17 protein-coding genes are annotated in these 17402 nt (G+C 60.6%); 12 read left to right on the top strand and 5 right to left on the bottom strand.

Annotated elements, in window-relative coordinates:
• Nucleotides 1-128 precede the first annotated feature (128 nt).
• Nucleotides 129-572 (top strand): hypothetical protein, encoded by a 444-nt coding sequence (locus ABFB52_RS02385; protein WP_039764743.1) that lies wholly within the window; start codon nt 129-131, stop codon nt 570-572.
• Nucleotides 572-889 carry a type II toxin-antitoxin system RelE/ParE family toxin gene (locus ABFB52_RS02380; protein WP_129974188.1) on the top strand — a complete coding sequence of 106 codons (318 nt, stop codon included), beginning with the start codon at nt 572-574 and terminating at the stop codon, nt 887-889. Before ABFB52_RS02385 ends, ABFB52_RS02380 begins: the two co-directional genes overlap by 1 nt.
• 129 nt (nt 890-1018) lie before the next feature.
• Here ABFB52_RS02380 and ABFB52_RS02375 read toward each other — a convergent pair whose 3' ends face one another.
• Entirely contained in the window at nt 1019-2560 is a 1542-nt protein-coding gene (locus ABFB52_RS02375; RefSeq protein WP_007952682.1) for a phosphoenolpyruvate carboxykinase, read from the bottom strand.
• Between the two features lie 181 nt (nt 2561-2741).
• Nucleotides 2742-3644 (bottom strand): Hsp33 family molecular chaperone HslO, encoded by a 903-nt coding sequence (hslO, locus tag ABFB52_RS02370; RefSeq protein ID WP_085608616.1) that lies wholly within the window; start codon nt 3642-3644, stop codon nt 2742-2744.
• A gap of 104 nt (nt 3645-3748) precedes the next feature.
• Between hslO and ABFB52_RS02365 the strand changes: the two genes are divergently transcribed.
• Nucleotides 3749-4549, top strand: coding sequence for a phosphatase PAP2 family protein (locus ABFB52_RS02365; protein WP_129974189.1), 801 nt, complete (start codon nt 3749-3751; stop codon nt 4547-4549).
• A 67-nt stretch (nt 4550-4616) separates the two neighbouring features.
• On the opposite strand, the gene ABFB52_RS02360 is transcribed toward ABFB52_RS02365, so the two are convergent.
• A complete protein-coding gene (locus ABFB52_RS02360; protein ID WP_129974195.1) occupies nt 4617-5024 on the bottom strand; it encodes a S4 domain-containing protein in 408 nt (135 codons plus the stop codon).
• Nucleotides 5025-5140: 116 nt separating this feature from the next.
• On the opposite strand from ABFB52_RS02360, the gene ABFB52_RS02355 reads away from it, so the two are divergent.
• From ABFB52_RS02355 to rimK, 3 genes are read left to right on the top strand one after another with little or no spacing between them, the layout of a single operon-like run.
• Nucleotides 5141-5920 carry an EAL domain-containing protein gene (locus ABFB52_RS02355; protein ID WP_129974190.1) on the top strand — a complete coding sequence of 260 codons (780 nt, stop codon included), beginning with the start codon at nt 5141-5143 and terminating at the stop codon, nt 5918-5920.
• Between the two features lie 49 nt (nt 5921-5969).
• Nucleotides 5970-6416 (top strand): ATP-dependent zinc protease, encoded by a 447-nt coding sequence (locus tag ABFB52_RS02350; protein WP_170844915.1) that lies wholly within the window; start codon nt 5970-5972, stop codon nt 6414-6416.
• Entirely contained in the window at nt 6413-7318 is a 906-nt protein-coding gene (rimK, locus tag ABFB52_RS02345) for a 30S ribosomal protein S6--L-glutamate ligase (RefSeq protein WP_007949201.1), read from the top strand. The genes ABFB52_RS02350 and rimK overlap by 4 nt, the downstream gene beginning before the upstream one ends.
• A 77-nt stretch (nt 7319-7395) precedes the next feature.
• On the opposite strand, the gene ABFB52_RS02340 is transcribed toward rimK, so the two are convergent.
• Together ABFB52_RS02340 and ompR are read right to left on the bottom strand one after the other, a co-directional pair.
• Nucleotides 7396-8709, bottom strand: a complete 1314-nt coding sequence (locus tag ABFB52_RS02340) for an ATP-binding protein (RefSeq protein WP_007952691.1) — start codon at nt 8707-8709, stop codon at nt 7396-7398.
• Between the two features lie 114 nt (nt 8710-8823).
• Nucleotides 8824-9564, bottom strand: coding sequence for a two-component system response regulator OmpR (ompR, locus tag ABFB52_RS02335; RefSeq protein ID WP_007952694.1), 741 nt, complete (start codon nt 9562-9564; stop codon nt 8824-8826).
• A gap of 360 nt (nt 9565-9924) precedes the next feature.
• On the opposite strand from ompR, the gene ABFB52_RS02330 reads away from it, so the two are divergent.
• The 6 genes from ABFB52_RS02330 (at nt 9925) to tauC (ending at nt 17401) form a co-directional block, all read left to right on the top strand.
• Complete coding sequence (locus ABFB52_RS02330) at nt 9925-12249, top strand: Tex family protein (RefSeq protein WP_129974191.1); 2325 nt, start codon at nt 9925-9927, stop codon at nt 12247-12249.
• Nucleotides 12249-12632, top strand: a complete 384-nt coding sequence (locus tag ABFB52_RS02325) for a PaaI family thioesterase (protein WP_085746340.1) — start codon at nt 12249-12251, stop codon at nt 12630-12632. The genes ABFB52_RS02330 and ABFB52_RS02325 overlap by 1 nt, the downstream gene beginning before the upstream one ends.
• Before the next feature lie 214 nt (nt 12633-12846).
• Complete coding sequence (gene gshA / locus ABFB52_RS02320; protein WP_129974192.1) at nt 12847-14430, top strand: glutamate--cysteine ligase; 1584 nt, start codon at nt 12847-12849, stop codon at nt 14428-14430.
• A gap of 346 nt (nt 14431-14776) precedes the next feature.
• Nucleotides 14777-15754, top strand: a complete 978-nt coding sequence (tauA, locus tag ABFB52_RS02315) for a taurine ABC transporter substrate-binding protein (protein ID WP_007952702.1) — start codon at nt 14777-14779, stop codon at nt 15752-15754.
• A gap of 16 nt (nt 15755-15770) precedes the next feature.
• A complete protein-coding gene (gene tauB / locus ABFB52_RS02310) occupies nt 15771-16565 on the top strand; it encodes a taurine ABC transporter ATP-binding subunit (RefSeq protein ID WP_011331959.1) in 795 nt (264 codons plus the stop codon).
• A complete protein-coding gene (tauC, locus tag ABFB52_RS02305; protein WP_129974193.1) occupies nt 16562-17401 on the top strand; it encodes a taurine ABC transporter permease TauC in 840 nt (279 codons plus the stop codon). The genes tauB and tauC overlap by 4 nt, the downstream gene beginning before the upstream one ends.
• Nucleotide 17402 lies beyond the last annotated feature (1 nt).

Below are 17402 nucleotides of genomic sequence, written 5' to 3'. Positions count from 1 at the left end.
AGAACTGTCTGCCCCTATCTCGAACACTGACGCTGACATCTCCGGCGCGAAACTTAAGGATCAGAATTTTGCAAACTATTATTGATTGCGTACGATGGGAGCCATTGTTCAACCAAGGGCTTGCCTTCATGACCACTGAAACCATTGATCACAGCACTCTCACGCGGCTGTTTGAGAACGGTTCGATCAGTAGCGCACATATCGTCGCCAAACCCGGTGGCTGGTCGATTCAGATTCAGCAAGGAAGCAAAGAATACTCATTGACCGCACAACGCAGTGGCCAGGTACGTCTGTTCAAGCGGCTTGAAACACTGGTGACCTACCTGCAAGGAGTGGGCATCAATCACTTCGATGTGGACGCCTCCAGTTACGACCCCCTACAGATAAAAACCTATGCTCGCCCTGATCGCGCCGAAGCGATGAAACAAGCTCATGAAGCAGCTGCGTATGAAGAATGGGTCAAGCAACAGGTACAAATCAGCATTGATGACCCAAGACCCAGCGTCAGCGATGAAGACGCTCGCAGGATATTTGCCGCCAAACGGGATGCCCTTCGTCAGCGAGCACGTTGATGAGGTTGGTCTGGCGCCAAGAAGCGCTGGATGACCGAGACAACATCATGGAGCGTATCAGCCAGGAAAATCCCGTTGCAGCGATTGAACTCGATGAGGCCTTCGAACTGAAAGGAGAAAGCGCTCGCCAGCACCCAGCCCTGTACCGAAAAGGTATCGCGGAAGGTACCCGCGAAATCGTCGTCACTCCAAACTACGTCATCATCTACGCAATCAAAGTTGATGTTGTGGAAGTACTACGAGTGCTGCATACCAGACGGCAATGGCCATGTTGGCTGGAGAGAAAATGCTCAGGGGATTCGCGGCTCCTTAAGTAGCATTATTCTGGCTCTTTAACACGGATTGTGCGGGAATAATGGCAGTTGATCTGACAATGAGATCCAACCCGTCACCCACAAAAAAGCCGCCCTCAAGAGGCGGCTTTTTCATTCGCTACAAACCCAACCTTACAACTTAGGCCCGGCAGCCTTGATCGCGTCGCTCACTTCGAACTTTTTGAAGTTCTCGATGAACAGACCGGCCAGTGCTTTGGCAGCTTCGTCGTACGCAGCCTTGTCAGCCCAGGTGTTGCGTGGGTTGAGCAGGTTGGTTTCGACGCCCGGTACGGCCAGTGGCACGTCCAGGTTGATGGTGTCCAGGTGCTCGGTGGCTGCACCGATCAGCGCGCCGCTCTGGATCGCTGCGATCACCGCGCGGGTGGTCGGGATGTTGAAGCGTTTGCCGACGCCGTAGCCGCCACCGGTCCAGCCGGTGTTGACCAGGTAGACCTTGGAGCCGAAGCCGCGGATGCGTTTGATCAGCAGTTCAGCGTATTCGCCGGCCGGACGCGGGAAGAACGGTGCGCCGAAGCAGGTGGAGAAGGTCGACTTGATGCCGCTGCCCGAACCCATTTCAGTCGAGCCCACCAGAGCGGTGTAGCCGGACAGGAAGTGGTAGGCCGCTTGTTCTTCGTTGAGGATCGACACTGGCGGCAGGACGCCGGTCAGGTCGCAGGTCAGGAAGATCACAGCGTTTGGCTCGCCGCCCAGGTTCTTCTCGGAACGCTTGGCAACGTGCTCCAGCGGGTAGGCCGCGCGGCTGTTCTGGGTCAGGCTGACATCGGCGTAGTCGGCGTGCTTGGCGTCGTCGATCACGACGTTTTCCAGTACCGCGCCGTGCTTGATGGCTTTCCAGATGACCGGCTCGTTCTTCTCGGACAAGTCGATGCACTTGGCGTAGCAACCGCCTTCGATGTTGAAGACAACGCCTTCGCCCCAGCCGTGCTCGTCGTCACCGATCAGGTAACGGCTTTCGTCGGCGGACAGAGTGGTCTTGCCGGTGCCCGACAGACCGAAGAACAGGGTCACGTCGCCTTCTTCGCCGATGTTGGCAGCGCAGTGCATTGGCAGCACGTCAGCGGCCGGCAGCAGGAAGTTCTGCACGGAGAACATGGCTTTCTTCATTTCACCGGCGTAACGCATGCCGGCGATCAGCACTTTCTTCTGGGCGAAGTTGATGATCACGCAACCGTCGGAGTTGGTGCCGTCACGCTCTGGCACGCACTCGAAGTTGGCGACGTTCAGCACTTGCCACTCTTCGCGACCGGCCGGGTTGTACTGGGCCGGGTTGATGAACAGGCAACGACCGAACAGGTTCTGCCAGGCAGTCTGGGTGGTCATCTTCACGGCCAGGTAGTGATCTTCGGCCGCGCCTACATGCACGTGGGAAACGAAATGCTCTTGCGCGTTGTTGAATGCTTCAACACGAGCCCACAGCGCGTCGAACTTGTCGGCCGGGAACTTGCGGTTGATCGGGCCCCAGGCAATGGCAGCCTGGGTGGAAGGCTCTTCGACGATGAAACGGTCGACTGGCGAACGGCCGGTGCGGTGACCGGTGCGAACAACCAGAGCGCCGGTATCGGCAAGCTCGCCTTCACCGCGGTTCAGGGCTTCTTTTACCAGATCATCAACACTCAGATCGGTGTACACGGCGTTATTGGCTTGCGTCATGAGGTTCCCCGTCGGCCAGTGGCCGAGTGTGCTCCAAACGTTTTGTAGTAGAAAGTCGTGCACTACTACCGCGAAAAAAGTGGGCCGGATTATGCCAGAAAAGCCCAAAAAGAGTAGGGCCCTCCCGTCGTAACGGCGTAATTCCGTCGTTGAGCAGTGAATTTACCTGCGCTGAACCGTTTTAGTGCCGGGTATCTGACGGCGTCTCAACGCCCGCTCCAGCGAACAATTGAGCGATATCTGCCGCATCGAACAGGTAGCGCTGGTTGCAGAACTGGCAATCGATCTCGACTTTTCCACCTTGCTCGGCCACGAGCGCCTGCGCATCTTCCAGCCCCAGGCTGACCAGTGCATTGCCCGAACGCTCGCGGGAGCAGCTGCAGTGGAAGCGCAGTTTCTGCACATCGAACAGACGAACCTGCTCTTCATGGTAGAGGCGATGCAGGACTGTTTCGTTGTCCAGGCTCAACAGTTCATCAGCGGTCAGGGTGTTGCCCAGCGCGGTGATGTGCTGCCAGCTGGCTGCGCGTTCTTCTTCGTCTTTCAGGCGATCGGCCGGCAGTTGCTGCAGCAGCAGACCACGGGCACGACGGCCATCGGCGCACAGCTTGAAGCGAGTGCCAACCTGTTGGGACATGACGAAATAGTTGGTGAAACAGTCGGACAGGGTTTCGCCGTCGAGGTCGACGATGCCCTGGTAACGCTGGCCGGCGATCGGGTCGACGGTCAAGGCCAGGACACCGTTCGGCATTAGATCACCGAGGGTCGCGTCGGCAGGAATCTGCTCGGCGTGATAGCGCGCCAGGCCGCGGATTTCGCGCTCGCTGGAGCATTCGATCATCAGCAGCGGAATCGGGCCTTCGGAACGGGCCTGAAGAATCAGCAGGCCATCGAATTTCAGGGTGCCCACCAGCAACGACGCGGCAGCCATCAGTTCGCCCAGCAATTGCGCAACCGGCTCCGGGTACGGGTGCTTGGCGAGCACTTCGGCATAGCTGCGCTCCAGCGACACCAGTTCGCCGCGCGTGTCGCTGTCATCGAAGATGAAGCGTTGGGTGTAATCGGTATCGAGGAAATCGGTCATAGGTCTGGGTATCTGAATGTGATGACAAAATGGTTACAAAGAATGAAAATCCCGCGCTTCTGGCATCCTTTTTGATGCCGATGTTCAGCCACGGGAGGCATTTTATGAACAATCCGGGTTTGTTCCAATCAAGGTGGAACCTCGGCCGGCTGGTTCTGTGCAACGTTGTGCCATTGGCACTACTGGCGTTCTGGTTATGGCCTACGGGTCAGATGCTGTGTGTGATTTTCGACGAGTGGCTGTTCCGCTCACTCAATGCACCGCTGGCCAGCAACCCCATATGGCTCCACATCTGGGCAATTGCAAGTCTGCGACCGTTCGACATCGTCGTCGGCCTGATTCTGCTGGCGCTGCTTATCAAGGGCGACTGGGTGTTCAGGGCGATTGACGTGCGTCGCGCCTTTTTCGGATTTTTTTCGATCCTGCTGCTGATGGTGGTGATCCGCGCGCTGTTTTCCAAGTTCGCCGATCACATGGGCTGGCAGCACAGCAGCCCGTCGATGGTGCTCGAAGGCGCGGTGCATATCAGCGATTACTTCCCGCATCTGGAGAAGACCTGGGAACTGAAGGACCGCTCGAGCCAGAGCTTCCCCGGTGACCACGCTTCGGTGCTACTGATCTGGGCGCTGTTCATGGGCGTGTTCAGTCGCACGGCTGGCCAATTCCTGGTGATCTGGGGCCTGGCGCTGCTGTTCATGCTGCCGCGCCTGGTCGCTGGTGCACATTGGGGTCAGGACGATTACATCGGCGGCATGCTGCTGGCGGTGTGGGCACTGGGTTGGGGTTACTACACGCCGTTTGCTTATCACGCGGCGAACTTCTGGCTGAAGGTCACGGCGCCGGTGTTCCGGCTGCTGGGCAAACTGCCGGTGGTTTCGCGAATGAGTGTGGTGTCCGCGCAGTAATCAACGGTTACTGAAAAAAACGCAGCCGCCGGCGGGTCTTGAACCCAGGCCGGCAGGCTGCGTTTTTTTATTCGCCGCCACTGTTCCCACGAAATTTAAACAGATCCCGGCGCTGCTTCTTGCTCGGTTTGCCGTCGGTGGTCACGCCCAAGGCGCCTGCCTTGCGCATCGCCGCAGCCGCTTCACGTTTGGCAATACTCGCCTCGGTCTCGGCATACAGCGTCTGCGCCTCAGGTGCACCGCGACGCACGATCGACAGGGCCTGAACCACAACGGTCTTCTCGTCGAAGCCGGTGCGGATCTCAAACTCATCGCCAATGCGTGGCTCTTTGCCAGGTTTGCAGCGCTCTCCCCGACAATGCACCTTGCCGCTCTCGATGGCCGCCTTGGCCAAAGCGCGAGTCTTGAAAAAACGCGCGGCCCACAGCCACTTGTCGAGACGGACCTTGTCGTCCTCTTCCTGTTTTTGCGCCATATGAATTCCTCGTTCAGCCAGTAGTCGGAACTGTACTACCGATTCTGTCGGGCGCAAGAATCCGGCCCTCCAGATAAACTGTGATCTTCGCCGGTTCAACGGCATGGAGTGATCGAGTGACCAAATTTCCGTCTTCATTGACCTCGCCCAAATCCGGGTGCCTGGGCTGCCAGCAAAGCGAGCCGCTGGGCTTCGATTTTTCGTTCGCTTATCAGCCCATCGTGGATCTGCGTGACGAGTCGGTGTACGCCTACGAGGCACTGGTTCGTGGTGCGGCTGGTGAAGGCGCTTTAACCGTGTTGGATCAGGTTACAGAAGATAACCGCTACCGTTTCGACCAGCTCTGCCGGACTCGCGCCATCGAAGGCGCAGCCGAGCTTAATATGCAGACACACTTGTCGATTAACTTCATGCCCAACGCCGTCTATCGTCCAGAGTTATGCATTCGCAGCACCCTGGAGGCTGCCAGAAAACACAATTTCCCGATCGACCGGCTGATTTTCGAAACACTGGAAAGCGAGCACGTAGATAACTATCGCCATTTGACCAATATTCTGCGTGAATACCGCGAATTCGGCTTCAAGACGGCCATCGACGATTTCGGTGCCGGCTATTCGGGGCTCAATCTGCTGGCCGATTTCCAACCGGACCTGATCAAGCTCGATATGGCGCTGATCCGCGATATCGACCGTGACCGTGTTCGTCAGGCTATCGTTCGGGGGATTGTCACAATCTGTGCGGAGTTGGACGTTACAGTCATCGCCGAAGGCATAGAGAGTGCGGGTGAACGGGATTTCCTGGCGGACTGCGGAATATTTCTGATGCAGGGTTACTGGTTCGCCAGACCCGCATTCAAAGCGTTAGCCCAGTTGTCCCCTGAAGCGTGGACGCGTTAATCGTTGGTTTTTTCCATTGAAGACATTTGACCATTTGACCGTTATCGGTCTGCGCGAGTGGGTGGCGCTTCCGGATCTGGGAGTCGCCGGCCTTCGGGCAAAAATCGACACCGGCGCCAGCACCTCCAGCCTGCATGCCACCGACATCGAGCCGTTCGAACGCGACGGCGAGAAGTGGGTGCGCTTCACCGCGCACCTGGGCACCGTCGTGCAGTTACGCCATCGGCGATGCGAAGCGCCGCTGGTGGCACGCAAGACTATCAAGAGTTCGAACGGTCAGGCCCAGGTGCGCTACGTGATCAGCACCACCCTGGCCTTGGGTGACCGGGTCTGGCCAATCGAGTTCACCCTCGCCTGCCGCAAGTCCATGCGCTATCGCCTGTTGCTCGGTTCCAAAGCCCTGATCGACGGCCAGCTGGTGGTCAATCCGGGCATCAAATATGTACAAGACAAGCCGGTGTTCCCGGTATCTACCTCCTCCACAGGTGTTGCATGAAGATCGCTGTGCTGTCGCGGAACCCGCGTCTGTATTCCACCCGCCGTCTGGTCGAAGCCGGAACCGAACGCGGGCATGAAATGGTGGTGATCGACACCTTGCGCGCCTATATGAACATTGCCAGCCACAAACCTCAGATCCACTACCGTGGCAAACCGCTGGAGGGTTTCGACGCAGTGATCCCGCGGATCGGTGCGTCGGTGACGTTTTATGGCTGTGCGGTGTTGCGCCAGTTTGAAATGATGGGGGTGTTCCCGCTCAACGAATCGGTGGCCATCGCCCGCTCGCGGGACAAGCTGCGCTCGCTGCAATTGCTGTCGCGCCGGGGCATCGGTTTACCGGTGACCGGGTTCGCCCACTCGCCTGACGACATTCCCGACCTGATCGACATGGTCAACGGTGCGCCGCTGGTGATCAAGGTGCTGGAAGGCACCCAGGGGATCGGCGTGGTGTTGTGTGAAACCGCCACGGCGGCGGAGTCGGTGATCGAGGCGTTCATGGGCCTGAAGCAGAACATCATGGTGCAGGAATACATCAAGGAGGCCGGCGGCGCCGACATCCGCTGCTTCGTGGTCGGCGACAAGGTGATCGCGGCGATGAAGCGTCAGGCCAAGCCCGGCGAGTTCCGCTCCAACCTGCACCGGGGCGGCAGCGCCAGCCTGATCAAGATCACCCCGGAAGAACGCATGACCGCGCTGCGTGCGGCCAAGGTCATGGGCCTGGCGGTGGCGGGTGTGGATATCCTGCGCTCGAACCACGGGCCGCTGGTGATGGAAGTGAACTCGTCACCGGGGCTGGAAGGGATCGAAACCACCACGGGCAAGAACGTGGCGGGGATCATCATCGAGCATCTCGAGAAGAATGGCGGGCCGAACATGACCCGCACAAAAGGCAAGGGATAAAAAACAGCGGCGAGCTACAAGCTGCAAGTGGCGAGTAAAAGCCGCTGTAGCTTGTAGCTTGTAGCTTGAGACTGCCGTTAAACGGCATCTCTTGGCAGCATCAATCCCAGCGGCAATCGAACCCGTGCTTCCAGTCCGCCACCGGAGCGGTTGCGCAGTTCGACATTGCCGCCGTGCATCGACGCAATCCGCTTCACGATCGCCAAGCCCAGCCCGGTGCCCTTCCCGCCCCGGGCACGATCGCCACGGGTGAACGGGTTGAAGATCGCCTCAAGTTCGGAAGGATCGATCCCCGCCCCACGGTCCATCACGCTCAGCACCACATACGGCGCACTGGTGTCACCGGACACATAGGCCGCGACGTCCACGCTGCCGCCGGCATGATTCAACGCGTTGCCGATCAGGTTGTTCAGCAAGCGCTTCATCGACACCCGACGCAACGGGAACGGCTGGATCGGTTCCAGGCGCAGGCGCACTTTCTCTTCGGTCTGGTTATAGGGCGCCGCCACTTCACGCACCAGATCGCTGAGATCCACCTCCTCCACCGACTCGTCCCGACCATCACGAATGAAGGCGAGGAACTGGTCGAGGATCGCGTCCATGTCTTCGATGTCACGCACCATGTCGTCGGTCAGGTCGGTGCGATCGCCCATCAACTCCAGTGACAGCCGCAAACGGGTCAGCGGCGTCCGCAGGTCATGGGATACCCCCGCCAGCATCAGCTCACGCTCGCGACCGGCCTGCTCGACGTCTTCGGCCATCTGGTTGAAGGCGCGATAAACCTCGGCCATTTCGCTGGGGGTGTCGCTGATAGGCAGGCGCACGCTGCGGCCCTGGCCGAGTTGCCGGGCAGCGTAGACCAGACGCTTCAGTGGCTGGTTGAGCTGGCTGACAAAAATCCACGCAGACGCCGTGGACAGCAGGCCGATCGCCAGGAACCAGCCGAGCACGTTCCAGATTTTCTGGCCACGCAACGGGTGTGGATACAGCGGGACTTTCAGCCAGCCATCCCCCAGGCTCGGCGCGCGAACCCACAAGGCCGGCGGCGAGTGCATGCGCAAGCGCACTTCGGTGTCGGCACCCAGTTCCGCCTGCATCTGCCGCTGGTAGATTTCGCTGTACGGCCAGTGCTGTTCGCCTTCCGGCACACCGGCACCGACCACCCGGATCAGGGTCGCGGCATCGGCGATTTTCGCGCGGTTCTCTTCGTCGGCGGCCCAGTAGGCACGCAACGTCAGGGCGACGCCGTGACTGTATTGGCGATCCACCAGCACGTCCTCGTTCATCAACAGATAAACCAGGGTCAATGCCTTGGAAAACAATACGACGATGAGCACCAGCCACAGGGTGCGGGAGAAAAAACTTTGGGGGAACCAGACGGGGGTTTTCATGGATAACCGCTACACACTTGCAGGAGCGAGCAATGCTCGCATATTGCGGATTGCGAGTCTGCGCTGACGGCGTTTCCGACCGTTTCCCGCAGACCCGCTCCTACAAATCACCCATCACTTGGTGGAGTTGCCATCCGGCACGAACACGTAGCCGACACCCCAGACGGTCTGGATGTAGCGCGGCTTGGACGGATCGGGTTCGATCATCCGGCGCAGGCGGGAAATCTGCACGTCGATGGAACGCTCAAGGGCATCCCACTCACGGCCACGGGCCAGGTTCATCAGCTTGTCGCGGGTCAGCGGCTGACGAGCGTTCATCACCAGGGCCTTGAGTACCGCAAACTCACCGGTGGTGAGCATGTGCACTTCGTCGCCGCGCTTGAGTTCGCGGGTAGCCAGGGACAGCACGTAATCGCCGAACGTGACGTTTTCTTCTTCACTGCCGGGCGCGCCCGGCACCGGCGCGGCCTGACGGCGCAGCACGGCTTTGACGCGAGCCATCAGCTCGTCCGGGTTGAAGGGCTTGGCCAGGTAATCGTCGGCGCCCAGTTCCAGGCCCTTGATACGGCTCAGTTCGTCGCCCTTGGCGGTAAGCATGATGATCGGAATCTGATTGTTCGCGCCCCGCAGGCGGCGGCAAGCGGTCAGGCCGTCTTCGCCCGGCAGCATCAGGTCGAGGACGACCAGGTTGAACACTTCACGCGACAGCAGACGATCCATCTGCTCGGTATTCGGTACGGCGCGGGCACGGTAGCCCTTGCTGACGAAAAAGCGTTCCAGCAGGCTGCTCAGCCCCGGATCGTCGTCAACGATGAGAATTTTTTCGCCTTCAGCAGTTTGTGCAGTGCTGCTCATTGGATGCTCCTTTTAGCTCGGCGCGCATTATGGCGTAGCTGCCGTTATACGCACCGTGTGCATTGTTAGCAGATTTTTCCTTCACTGCCAGAAAACCGGGGCTTGTGCCTACAGACTGCGTCGCCCCCGAATGACAGAACGCTGGTTATAATGCGCGGCCTTTTGTGTCAGGCAACGTCTGAATCGTTACCGCAGGTGGCCGTCCCTTATTTTCATGGGCGCCGCAGTAATTGTTCGATTTCACGGGTCAATGGGATGCCTTTTGACCCAGGCAGCGGCCAGCATCAAGCCGCCCCACCAGACTCCGGGCCTTTATTTACGCGCCTGCGAGCCTGCTTTCACAATTTGTCAGGTGGTTTTATGGACAGCATCAACAGCCGCATCGCCGAGGAACTCGGCGTACGCCCACAACAGGTCGAAGCGGCCGTCGCGCTACTCGATGAAGGCTCTACCGTTCCCTTCATCGCCCGTTACCGGAAAGAAGTGACCGGCAGCCTCGATGACACCCAACTGCGTCATCTGGAAGAGCGTCTGCGCTACCTGCGAGAACTCGACGAACGGCGCATCAGCATTCTTTCCAGCATTCAGGAGCAGGGCAAACTCACCCCTGAGCTGGAGCGCGAAATCAAACTCGCCGACACCAAGACCCGCCTCGAAGACTTGTACCTGCCGTACAAGCAGAAGCGCCGCACCAAGGGCCAGATCGCCCTGGAAGCCGGCCTCGGCGAACTGGCCGACGGTCTGTTCGCCGACCCGTCGCTGACCCCGGAAACCGAAGCCGCGCGCTTCGTCGACGCCGAAAAAGGCGTGGCCGACACCAAGGCAGCGCTGGAAGGCGCCAAGTACATCCTCATGGAGCGCTTCGCCGAAGACGCCAACCTGCTGGAAAAACTGCGCACCTACCTGAAACAGGAAGCCACCCTCAGTGCCCGCGTGATCGCCGGCAAGGAAGAGGAAGGCGCGAAATTCCGCGATTACTTCGAACACGACGAACCGCTGAAAAGCATGCCGTCGCACCGCGCGCTGGCGATTTTCCGTGGCCGCAACGAAGGCATTCTCAGCTCCGCGCTGAAAGTCGGCGAAGAGCTGCCGGGCACTTTGCACCCGTGCGAAGGCATGATCGGTCAGCACGTCGGCATCCAGAACCAGAACCGTCCGGCCGACAAATGGCTCGGTGAAGTGGTGCGCTGGACCTGGAAGGTCAAGCTCTACACCCACCTGGAAACCGACCTGCTCGGCGAGCTGCGCGATGGCGCCGAAACCGAAGCGATCAACGTGTTCGCCCACAACCTGCACGACCTGCTGCTGGCCGCCCCGGCCGGCCCGCGCGCCACCCTGGGCCTCGACCCGGGCCTGCGTACCGGTTGCAAGGTTGCGGTGGTCGACTCCACCGGCAAGCTGCTGGATCACGCCACGGTTTACCCGCACGTGCCGCACAACAAATGGGATCAGACCATCGCCATCCTGGCCGCCCTGTGCGCCAAACACTCGGTCGACCTGATCGCCATCGGCAACGGCACCGCCAGCCGTGAGACCGACAAGCTGGCCATCGAGCTGATCAAAAAATACCCAGCGATGAAAATGACCAAGGTCATGGTCTCCGAAGCCGGCGCATCGGTGTATTCGGCATCGGAACTGGCAGCCAAGGAATTCCCGGATCTGGACGTGTCGATCCGTGGCGCGGTATCGATCGCCCGTCGTCTGCAGGATCCGCTGGCCGAACTGGTGAAAATCGATCCGAAATCCATCGGTGTCGGCCAGTACCAGCACGACGTGTCGCAGCTGAAACTGGCGCGCGGTCTGGACGCCGTGGTCGAGGACTGCGTGAACGCCGTGGGCGTGGACGTAAACACTGCCTCCGTGGCGCTGCTGGCGCGGATCTCCGGCCTCAACGCGACCCTGGCGCAAAACATCGTGGCCCACCGTGACGAACACGGCGCGTTCAAGACCCGCGCGGCCTTGAAGAAAGTCGCGCGTCTGGGCGAGAAAACCTTCGAACAGGCCGCCGGCTTCCTGCGTGTGATGAACGGCGACAACCCGCTGGATTCCTCGGCCGTTCACCCGGAAGCCTATCCGCTGGTACAACGCATCGCCGCTGAAACCGACCGCGACATTCGCTCGCTGATCGGTGACGCGGCGTTCCTCAAGCGTCTGGATCCGAAGAAATTCACCGACGAGACTTTCGGTCTGCCAACCGTCACCGACATTCTGCAGGAACTGGAAAAACCGGGCCGCGACCCGCGTCCGGAGTTCAAGACTGCCGAGTTCCAGGAAGGCGTCGAGGACCTGAAGGACCTGCAACTGGGGATGATCCTCGAAGGCGTGGTGACCAACGTGACCGCGTTCGGTGCGTTCGTCGACATCGGCGTGCATCAGGACGGTCTGGTGCACATTTCGGCGCTGTCGGAGAAGTTCATCAAGGATCCGCGCGAAGCGGTGAAGGCCGGTGACGTGGTGAAAGTGAAGGTCATGGAAGTCGACATCCCGCGCAAGCGCGTCGGCCTGTCGATGCGCATGAGCGACACCCCGGGCGAGAAGATCGATGGTGCCCGTGGCTCGCGTCCGGGCTCGGCGCCACGCCAGTCGCAGGGTTCGGCGCCACGCAAGGAAAGCACCCCGGCGGCTCCGGTGAATAACGCGATGGCGTCGCTGTTTGCCAACGCCAAGCAGTTGAAGAAACGCTGATGGATATGCCAGCCGGGCTCGTCGAGAGCGCGTTTTTCAAGCTGTTGGGCTGCCGCCTGCACAGCCTGGAAACCGGGGTGGCGCAAGTCGTCCTGGCGCTGGAACCCGAACTGCGCAATCGCGGCGGCAAGCTGCACGGCGGCGCGCTGTTCAGTCTGGTCGACATCGCCATGGGGCTGGCCTGTTCCAGCACCCACGGCTTCGACCAGCAGAGCGCGACCATCGAGTGCAAGATCAACTACATCCGCGCCGTCTCCGAGGGCGAGGTGATGTGTACGGCGCGGGTGATCCACCCGGGCCGGCGCACGCTGGTGGTCGAAGCCGACGTGATGCAGGGCGACAAACTGGTCGCAAAAGCGCAAGGCACGTTCGCTGTCCTGTAGATGTTGTTCATCATTTTGAGTTAATTTCGGCGCTGTGATCGCAGCGTCGGAGTTTTCCTCGCCCGCGTCTGCCAGATTCAGGGACTGAAGTTGGCGTTTCCAATGGGGCTTTCATGGCCCGAAAACCAGGCGAAAACGCCAGTTTCAACTTCACCCTTGTAGACCGTCCTGCCCACCCCCATATTGGGGCGACTGACGCGTGAAGGAATCCAAATTGAGCGAACTTCTCAACCGCCGCCTGGCTCTGCTCGGCGAGCGCGCTAACCTCTCTCTGCTTGAGCAGTGCCTTCACGGTATCGAACGTGAATGCCTGCGCGTGAACGGCGAAGGCCGCCTGGCCCAAACGCCGCACCCTGAAGCCCTGGGTTCCGCGCTGACCAACGAACAGATCACGACCGACTATTCCGAGTCGCTGCTGGAGTTCATCACGCCTGCCCTGCCAGACCCGGCCGATACCCTGGCGAGCCTGGACAAGATTCATCGCTTCGCCTACAGCAAGCTCGGCAACGAGTACCTGTGGAGTCCATCGATGCCGTGCCCGTTGCCGGCCGAGGAAGATATCCCGATCGCCTATTACGGCACCTCCAACATCGGTCAGCTCAAGTACGTCTACCGCAAGGGCCTGGCCCTGCGTTACGGCAAGACCATGCAGTGCATCGCCGGGATTCACTACAACTTCTCCCTGCCGGAAAAACTCTGGCCGTTGCTCAAGGAAGCCGAAGGCTTCATCGGCACCGACCGGGATTTCCAGTCGTCGTCCTATATCGCGCTGATCCGTAACTTCCGCCGCTACAGCTGGCTGCTGATGTACCTGTTCGGTGCCTCGCCGGCGCTGGACGCGGGTTTCCTGCGCGGTCGTGCGCACCAGTTGGAACAGCTGGATCCCGACACCCTGTACCTGCCCTACGCCACCAGCCTGCGCATGAGCGACCTCGGTTACCAGAGCAACGCCCAGGCCGGTCTGACCCCTTGCTACAACGACCTGGCGAGCTACACCGACAGCCTGCGCAAAGCGGTGGCCACGCCGTACGCGCCGTACGTCGAAGTCGGCACGCACCAGGATGGCGAGTGGGTGCAACTGAACACCAACATCCTGCAGATCGAAAACGAGTACTACTCGAACATCCGCCCGAAACGCGTGACCTACACCGGCGAGCGGCCGATCCAGGCCTTGATGGCCCGTGGCATTCAGTACGTCGAAGTACGCTGCCTGGACATCAACCCGTTCCTGCCGATGGGCATCGACCTCACCGAGTCGCGCTTCCTCGACGCGTTCCTGCTGTACTGCGCGCTGAACGAAAGCCCGCTGCTGACCAACAACTCCTGCGGCAACGCCACCTCCAACTTCCTCAGCGTGGTCAAGGAAGGTCGCCGTCCGGGCCTGCAATTGCAGCGCGACGGCCAACCGGTGGAGCTGAAGGAATGGGCCGCCGAACTGCTGGAAAAAATCGCTCCGCTGGCGGCGCTGCTGGATCAAAGCCACGGCGGCGATGCCCACAGCAAGGCGCTCGATGCGCAACTGGCCAAGGTCAAGGATTCGTCCCTGACGCCTTCGGCTCAGGTGCTGGCGGCGATGGCCACGCACAAGGAAAGCTTCGCGCAATTCTCCCTGCGCCAGAGCCAGGCCCACGCCGAGTTCTTCCGCAGCGAACCGTTGGCGGCTGAGGAACAGGCGAAGTTTGAAGAACTGGCGCGCTCTTCGCTGGCACAGCAGGCTGAGCTGGAGCAGAACGAGGTGGGCGATTTCGACGTGTTTGTCGGGTCGTATCAGGCGAGCATTCTGGCGATCAGCAACTGATTGATCGGCGTTGGATCGCAGCCCCCTCACCCTAGCCCTCTCCCGGTGGGAGAGGGGACTGACCGCAGTGTTTATCAGAGCTACGCCGACTTGAAATACCGAGCCGAACTCCGATTGTGAAAAGCCCTCGATCGGCTCCCTTTCCCCCTCGCCCCCTTGGGGGAGAGGGCTGGGGTGAGGGGGTAAGGATTTCAAGTCCGAACCGATAATCCGAAAAGCCCCCACTCTCCCACGCTTAGATTTTTCCGCTCATAAGCTCATTCTAAAAAGTTATTTATTTCTAGATTCTTAGATCATTTAGTCTCCTTTCACGCCGACGCTCGGTCGCCTGATATGGAGCTCTTCAATGAAACTGAATTTCCCGCTTCGCCTGCTGGCCGTGGCCTCTCTGGCTGCTGCGAGTTTCCTGGCTCAGGCCGCCGACCTCACCGTCGCCTACCAGACCACCGTTGACCCGGCGAAAGTCGCCCAGGCCGACGGCGCCTACGAGAAAGCCACCAAGGCCGACATCAACTGGCGCAAATTCGATAACGGTGCCGACATCATCGCCGCCATCGCCTCCGGCGACGTGCAGATCGGCTACCTCGGTTCCAGCCCGCTGACCGCTGCAATCACCCGCAAAGTCCCGGTGGAAACCTTCCTCATCGCCACCCAGATCGGCGCCGCCGAAGCACTGGTCGCCCGCGACGGCTCCGGCATCAAGACCCCGCAGGATCTGGTCGGCAAGAAAATCGCCGTGCCGTTTGTGTCCACCGGTCACTACAGCCTGCTCGCCGCGCTGAAGCACTGGAACATCGACCCATCAAAAGTCACCGTCCTCAACCTCGCCCCGCCAGCGATCATTGCTGCGTGGAAACGCGGTGACATCGACGCCACCTACGTTTGGGATCCGGCGCTGGGTGTGGCCAAGGAAAACGGCAAAGTGCTGATCACTTCCGGTGAACTGGCCAAGTTCGGCGCACCGACCTTCGACGCCTGGATCGTGCGCAAGGACTTCGCCGAGAAGCACCCGGAAATCGTCACCGCCTTCGCCAAGGTCACCCTCGACGCCTACGCCGACTACCGCAAGGATCCGAAAGCCTGGCTGGCCAATCAGAGCAACGTCGACAAGCTGGTGAAACTCTCCGGCGCCAAAGCCAGCGACATCCCATTGCTGCTGCAAGGCAACGTCTACCCGCTGGCAGCGGATCAAGTCAGCGACCTCGGCGCTCCGACCACCAAAGCCATCACTGACACCGCTGCGTTCCTCAAGGAGCAAGGCAAGGTCGAAGCGGTACTGCCGGACTACGCGCCGTACGTCAGCGCCAAGTACATCACCAATTGATCGGGAGTTAACTGCGATGGCCTTGCTACAGCTGGAGCGCATCAGCGCACAGTATCCCGGCAGCCCGGAACCGGTACTGTCCGACATTTCCCTGACCCTCGGCCCTCAGCAATTGCTGGTGGCCCTCGGCCCGTCCGGCAGTGGCAAGACTTCGCTGTTGAACCTGATTGCCGGTTTCGTCGAACCGAGCGCCGGCCGCATCACCCTCGACAACGTGCCGGTCAAAGGTCCGAGCGCCGAACGCGGCGTGGTGTTCCAGGACGACGCCCTGTTGCCCTGGCAGGACGTGCTGGCCAACGTCGCTTTCGGTCTGGAACTGGCCGGTGTGGCCAAGGACAAACGCGAACAGCGCGCTCGGGAAATGCTCGCACTGGTCGACCTTTCCGGTTTTGAACACCGTCGCATCTGGCAGCTTTCCGGCGGCCAGAAGCAACGCGTCGGCCTGGCCCGCGCCCTCGCCGCCGATCCGCGTGTGTTGCTGATGGACGAACCCTTCGGCGCCCTCGACGCCTTCACCCGCGAACAGATGCAGGAGCTGTTGCTGCAAGTCTGGCAACGCACCGCCAAACCGGTGTTCCTGATTACCCACGACATTGAAGAAGCGGTGTTCCTCGCCACTGACCTGATTCTGCTCGCGCCGAATCCGGGGCAGATCGTCGAGCGCCTGCATCTCGACTTCGGCCAGCGTTACGCCGCCGGCGAATCGGCACGGGCGATCAAGTCCGATCCGCGCTTCATCGAAACCCGCGAACACGTGCTGGCCAAAGTGTTCTCGCAACGCAGCGCCGTTCAGCGGCAGGAGCGCGCATGAGCAGTTACGACGTTTCCGCCACCGCCGTGAAACCCGCCGCCACATCGGTGGTGATTCCCGTGCGTCGCAGCCTCAGCACCCGCTGGATCAGCCTGCTGACCCTGTTCGCGTTGCTGGTGATCTGGTGGGCCGTCACGGCCACCGGTCTGATCGAACCGCTGTTCCTGCCGCCACCGTCCGCCGTGCTGCAAAAAGGCTGGTTGCTGGCGACCACGGGCTACATGGATTCGACGCTGTGGCAGCACTTGGGTGCGAGCCTCAGCCGCATCGGTCTGGGCCTCGGTTTTGCGATTCTGACCGCGGTGCCGGTGGGCATTGCCATCGGTGCCAACCGCATCGCCCGTGGCGTGCTCGATCCGCTGATCGAGTTCTACCGGCCGATTCCGCCACTCGCCTATCTGCCGCTGATCGTGATCTGGTGCGGTATCGGCGAGTTGTCGAAAGTGCTGCTGATCTACCTGGCGATTTTTGCCCCGATCGCGATTGCCACCGCCACCGGCGTGCGCACCGTCGACCCGGCCAAATTGCGCGCCGCGCAGTCACTGGGCGCCACTCGCGCACAACTGATCCGCCATGTGATTTTGCCAAGCGCCCTGCCAGACATTCTGACCGGTGTGCGCATTGGCCTCGGTGTCGGCTGGTCGACGCTGGTCGCCGCCGAACTGATCGCGGCCACCAGCGGCCTGGGCTTCATGGTGCAGTCGGCCGCGCAGTTCCTGGTCACCGATGTGGTGCTGCTGGGGATTCTGGTCATCGCCCTGATCGCCTTCGCGATGGAGATGGGCCTGCGCGCCCTGCAACGCAAACTGGTGCCGTGGCACGGCCAGGCCCACTGAT

Source organism: Pseudomonas sp. 9.2(2024) (assembly GCF_039695385.1).
Lineage (GTDB): Bacteria > Pseudomonadota > Gammaproteobacteria > Pseudomonadales > Pseudomonadaceae > Aquipseudomonas > Aquipseudomonas paraglycinae.
The sequence above is the reverse complement of the archived record's forward strand: the minus strand, read 5'-3'. Positions and strand labels throughout refer to the sequence as shown.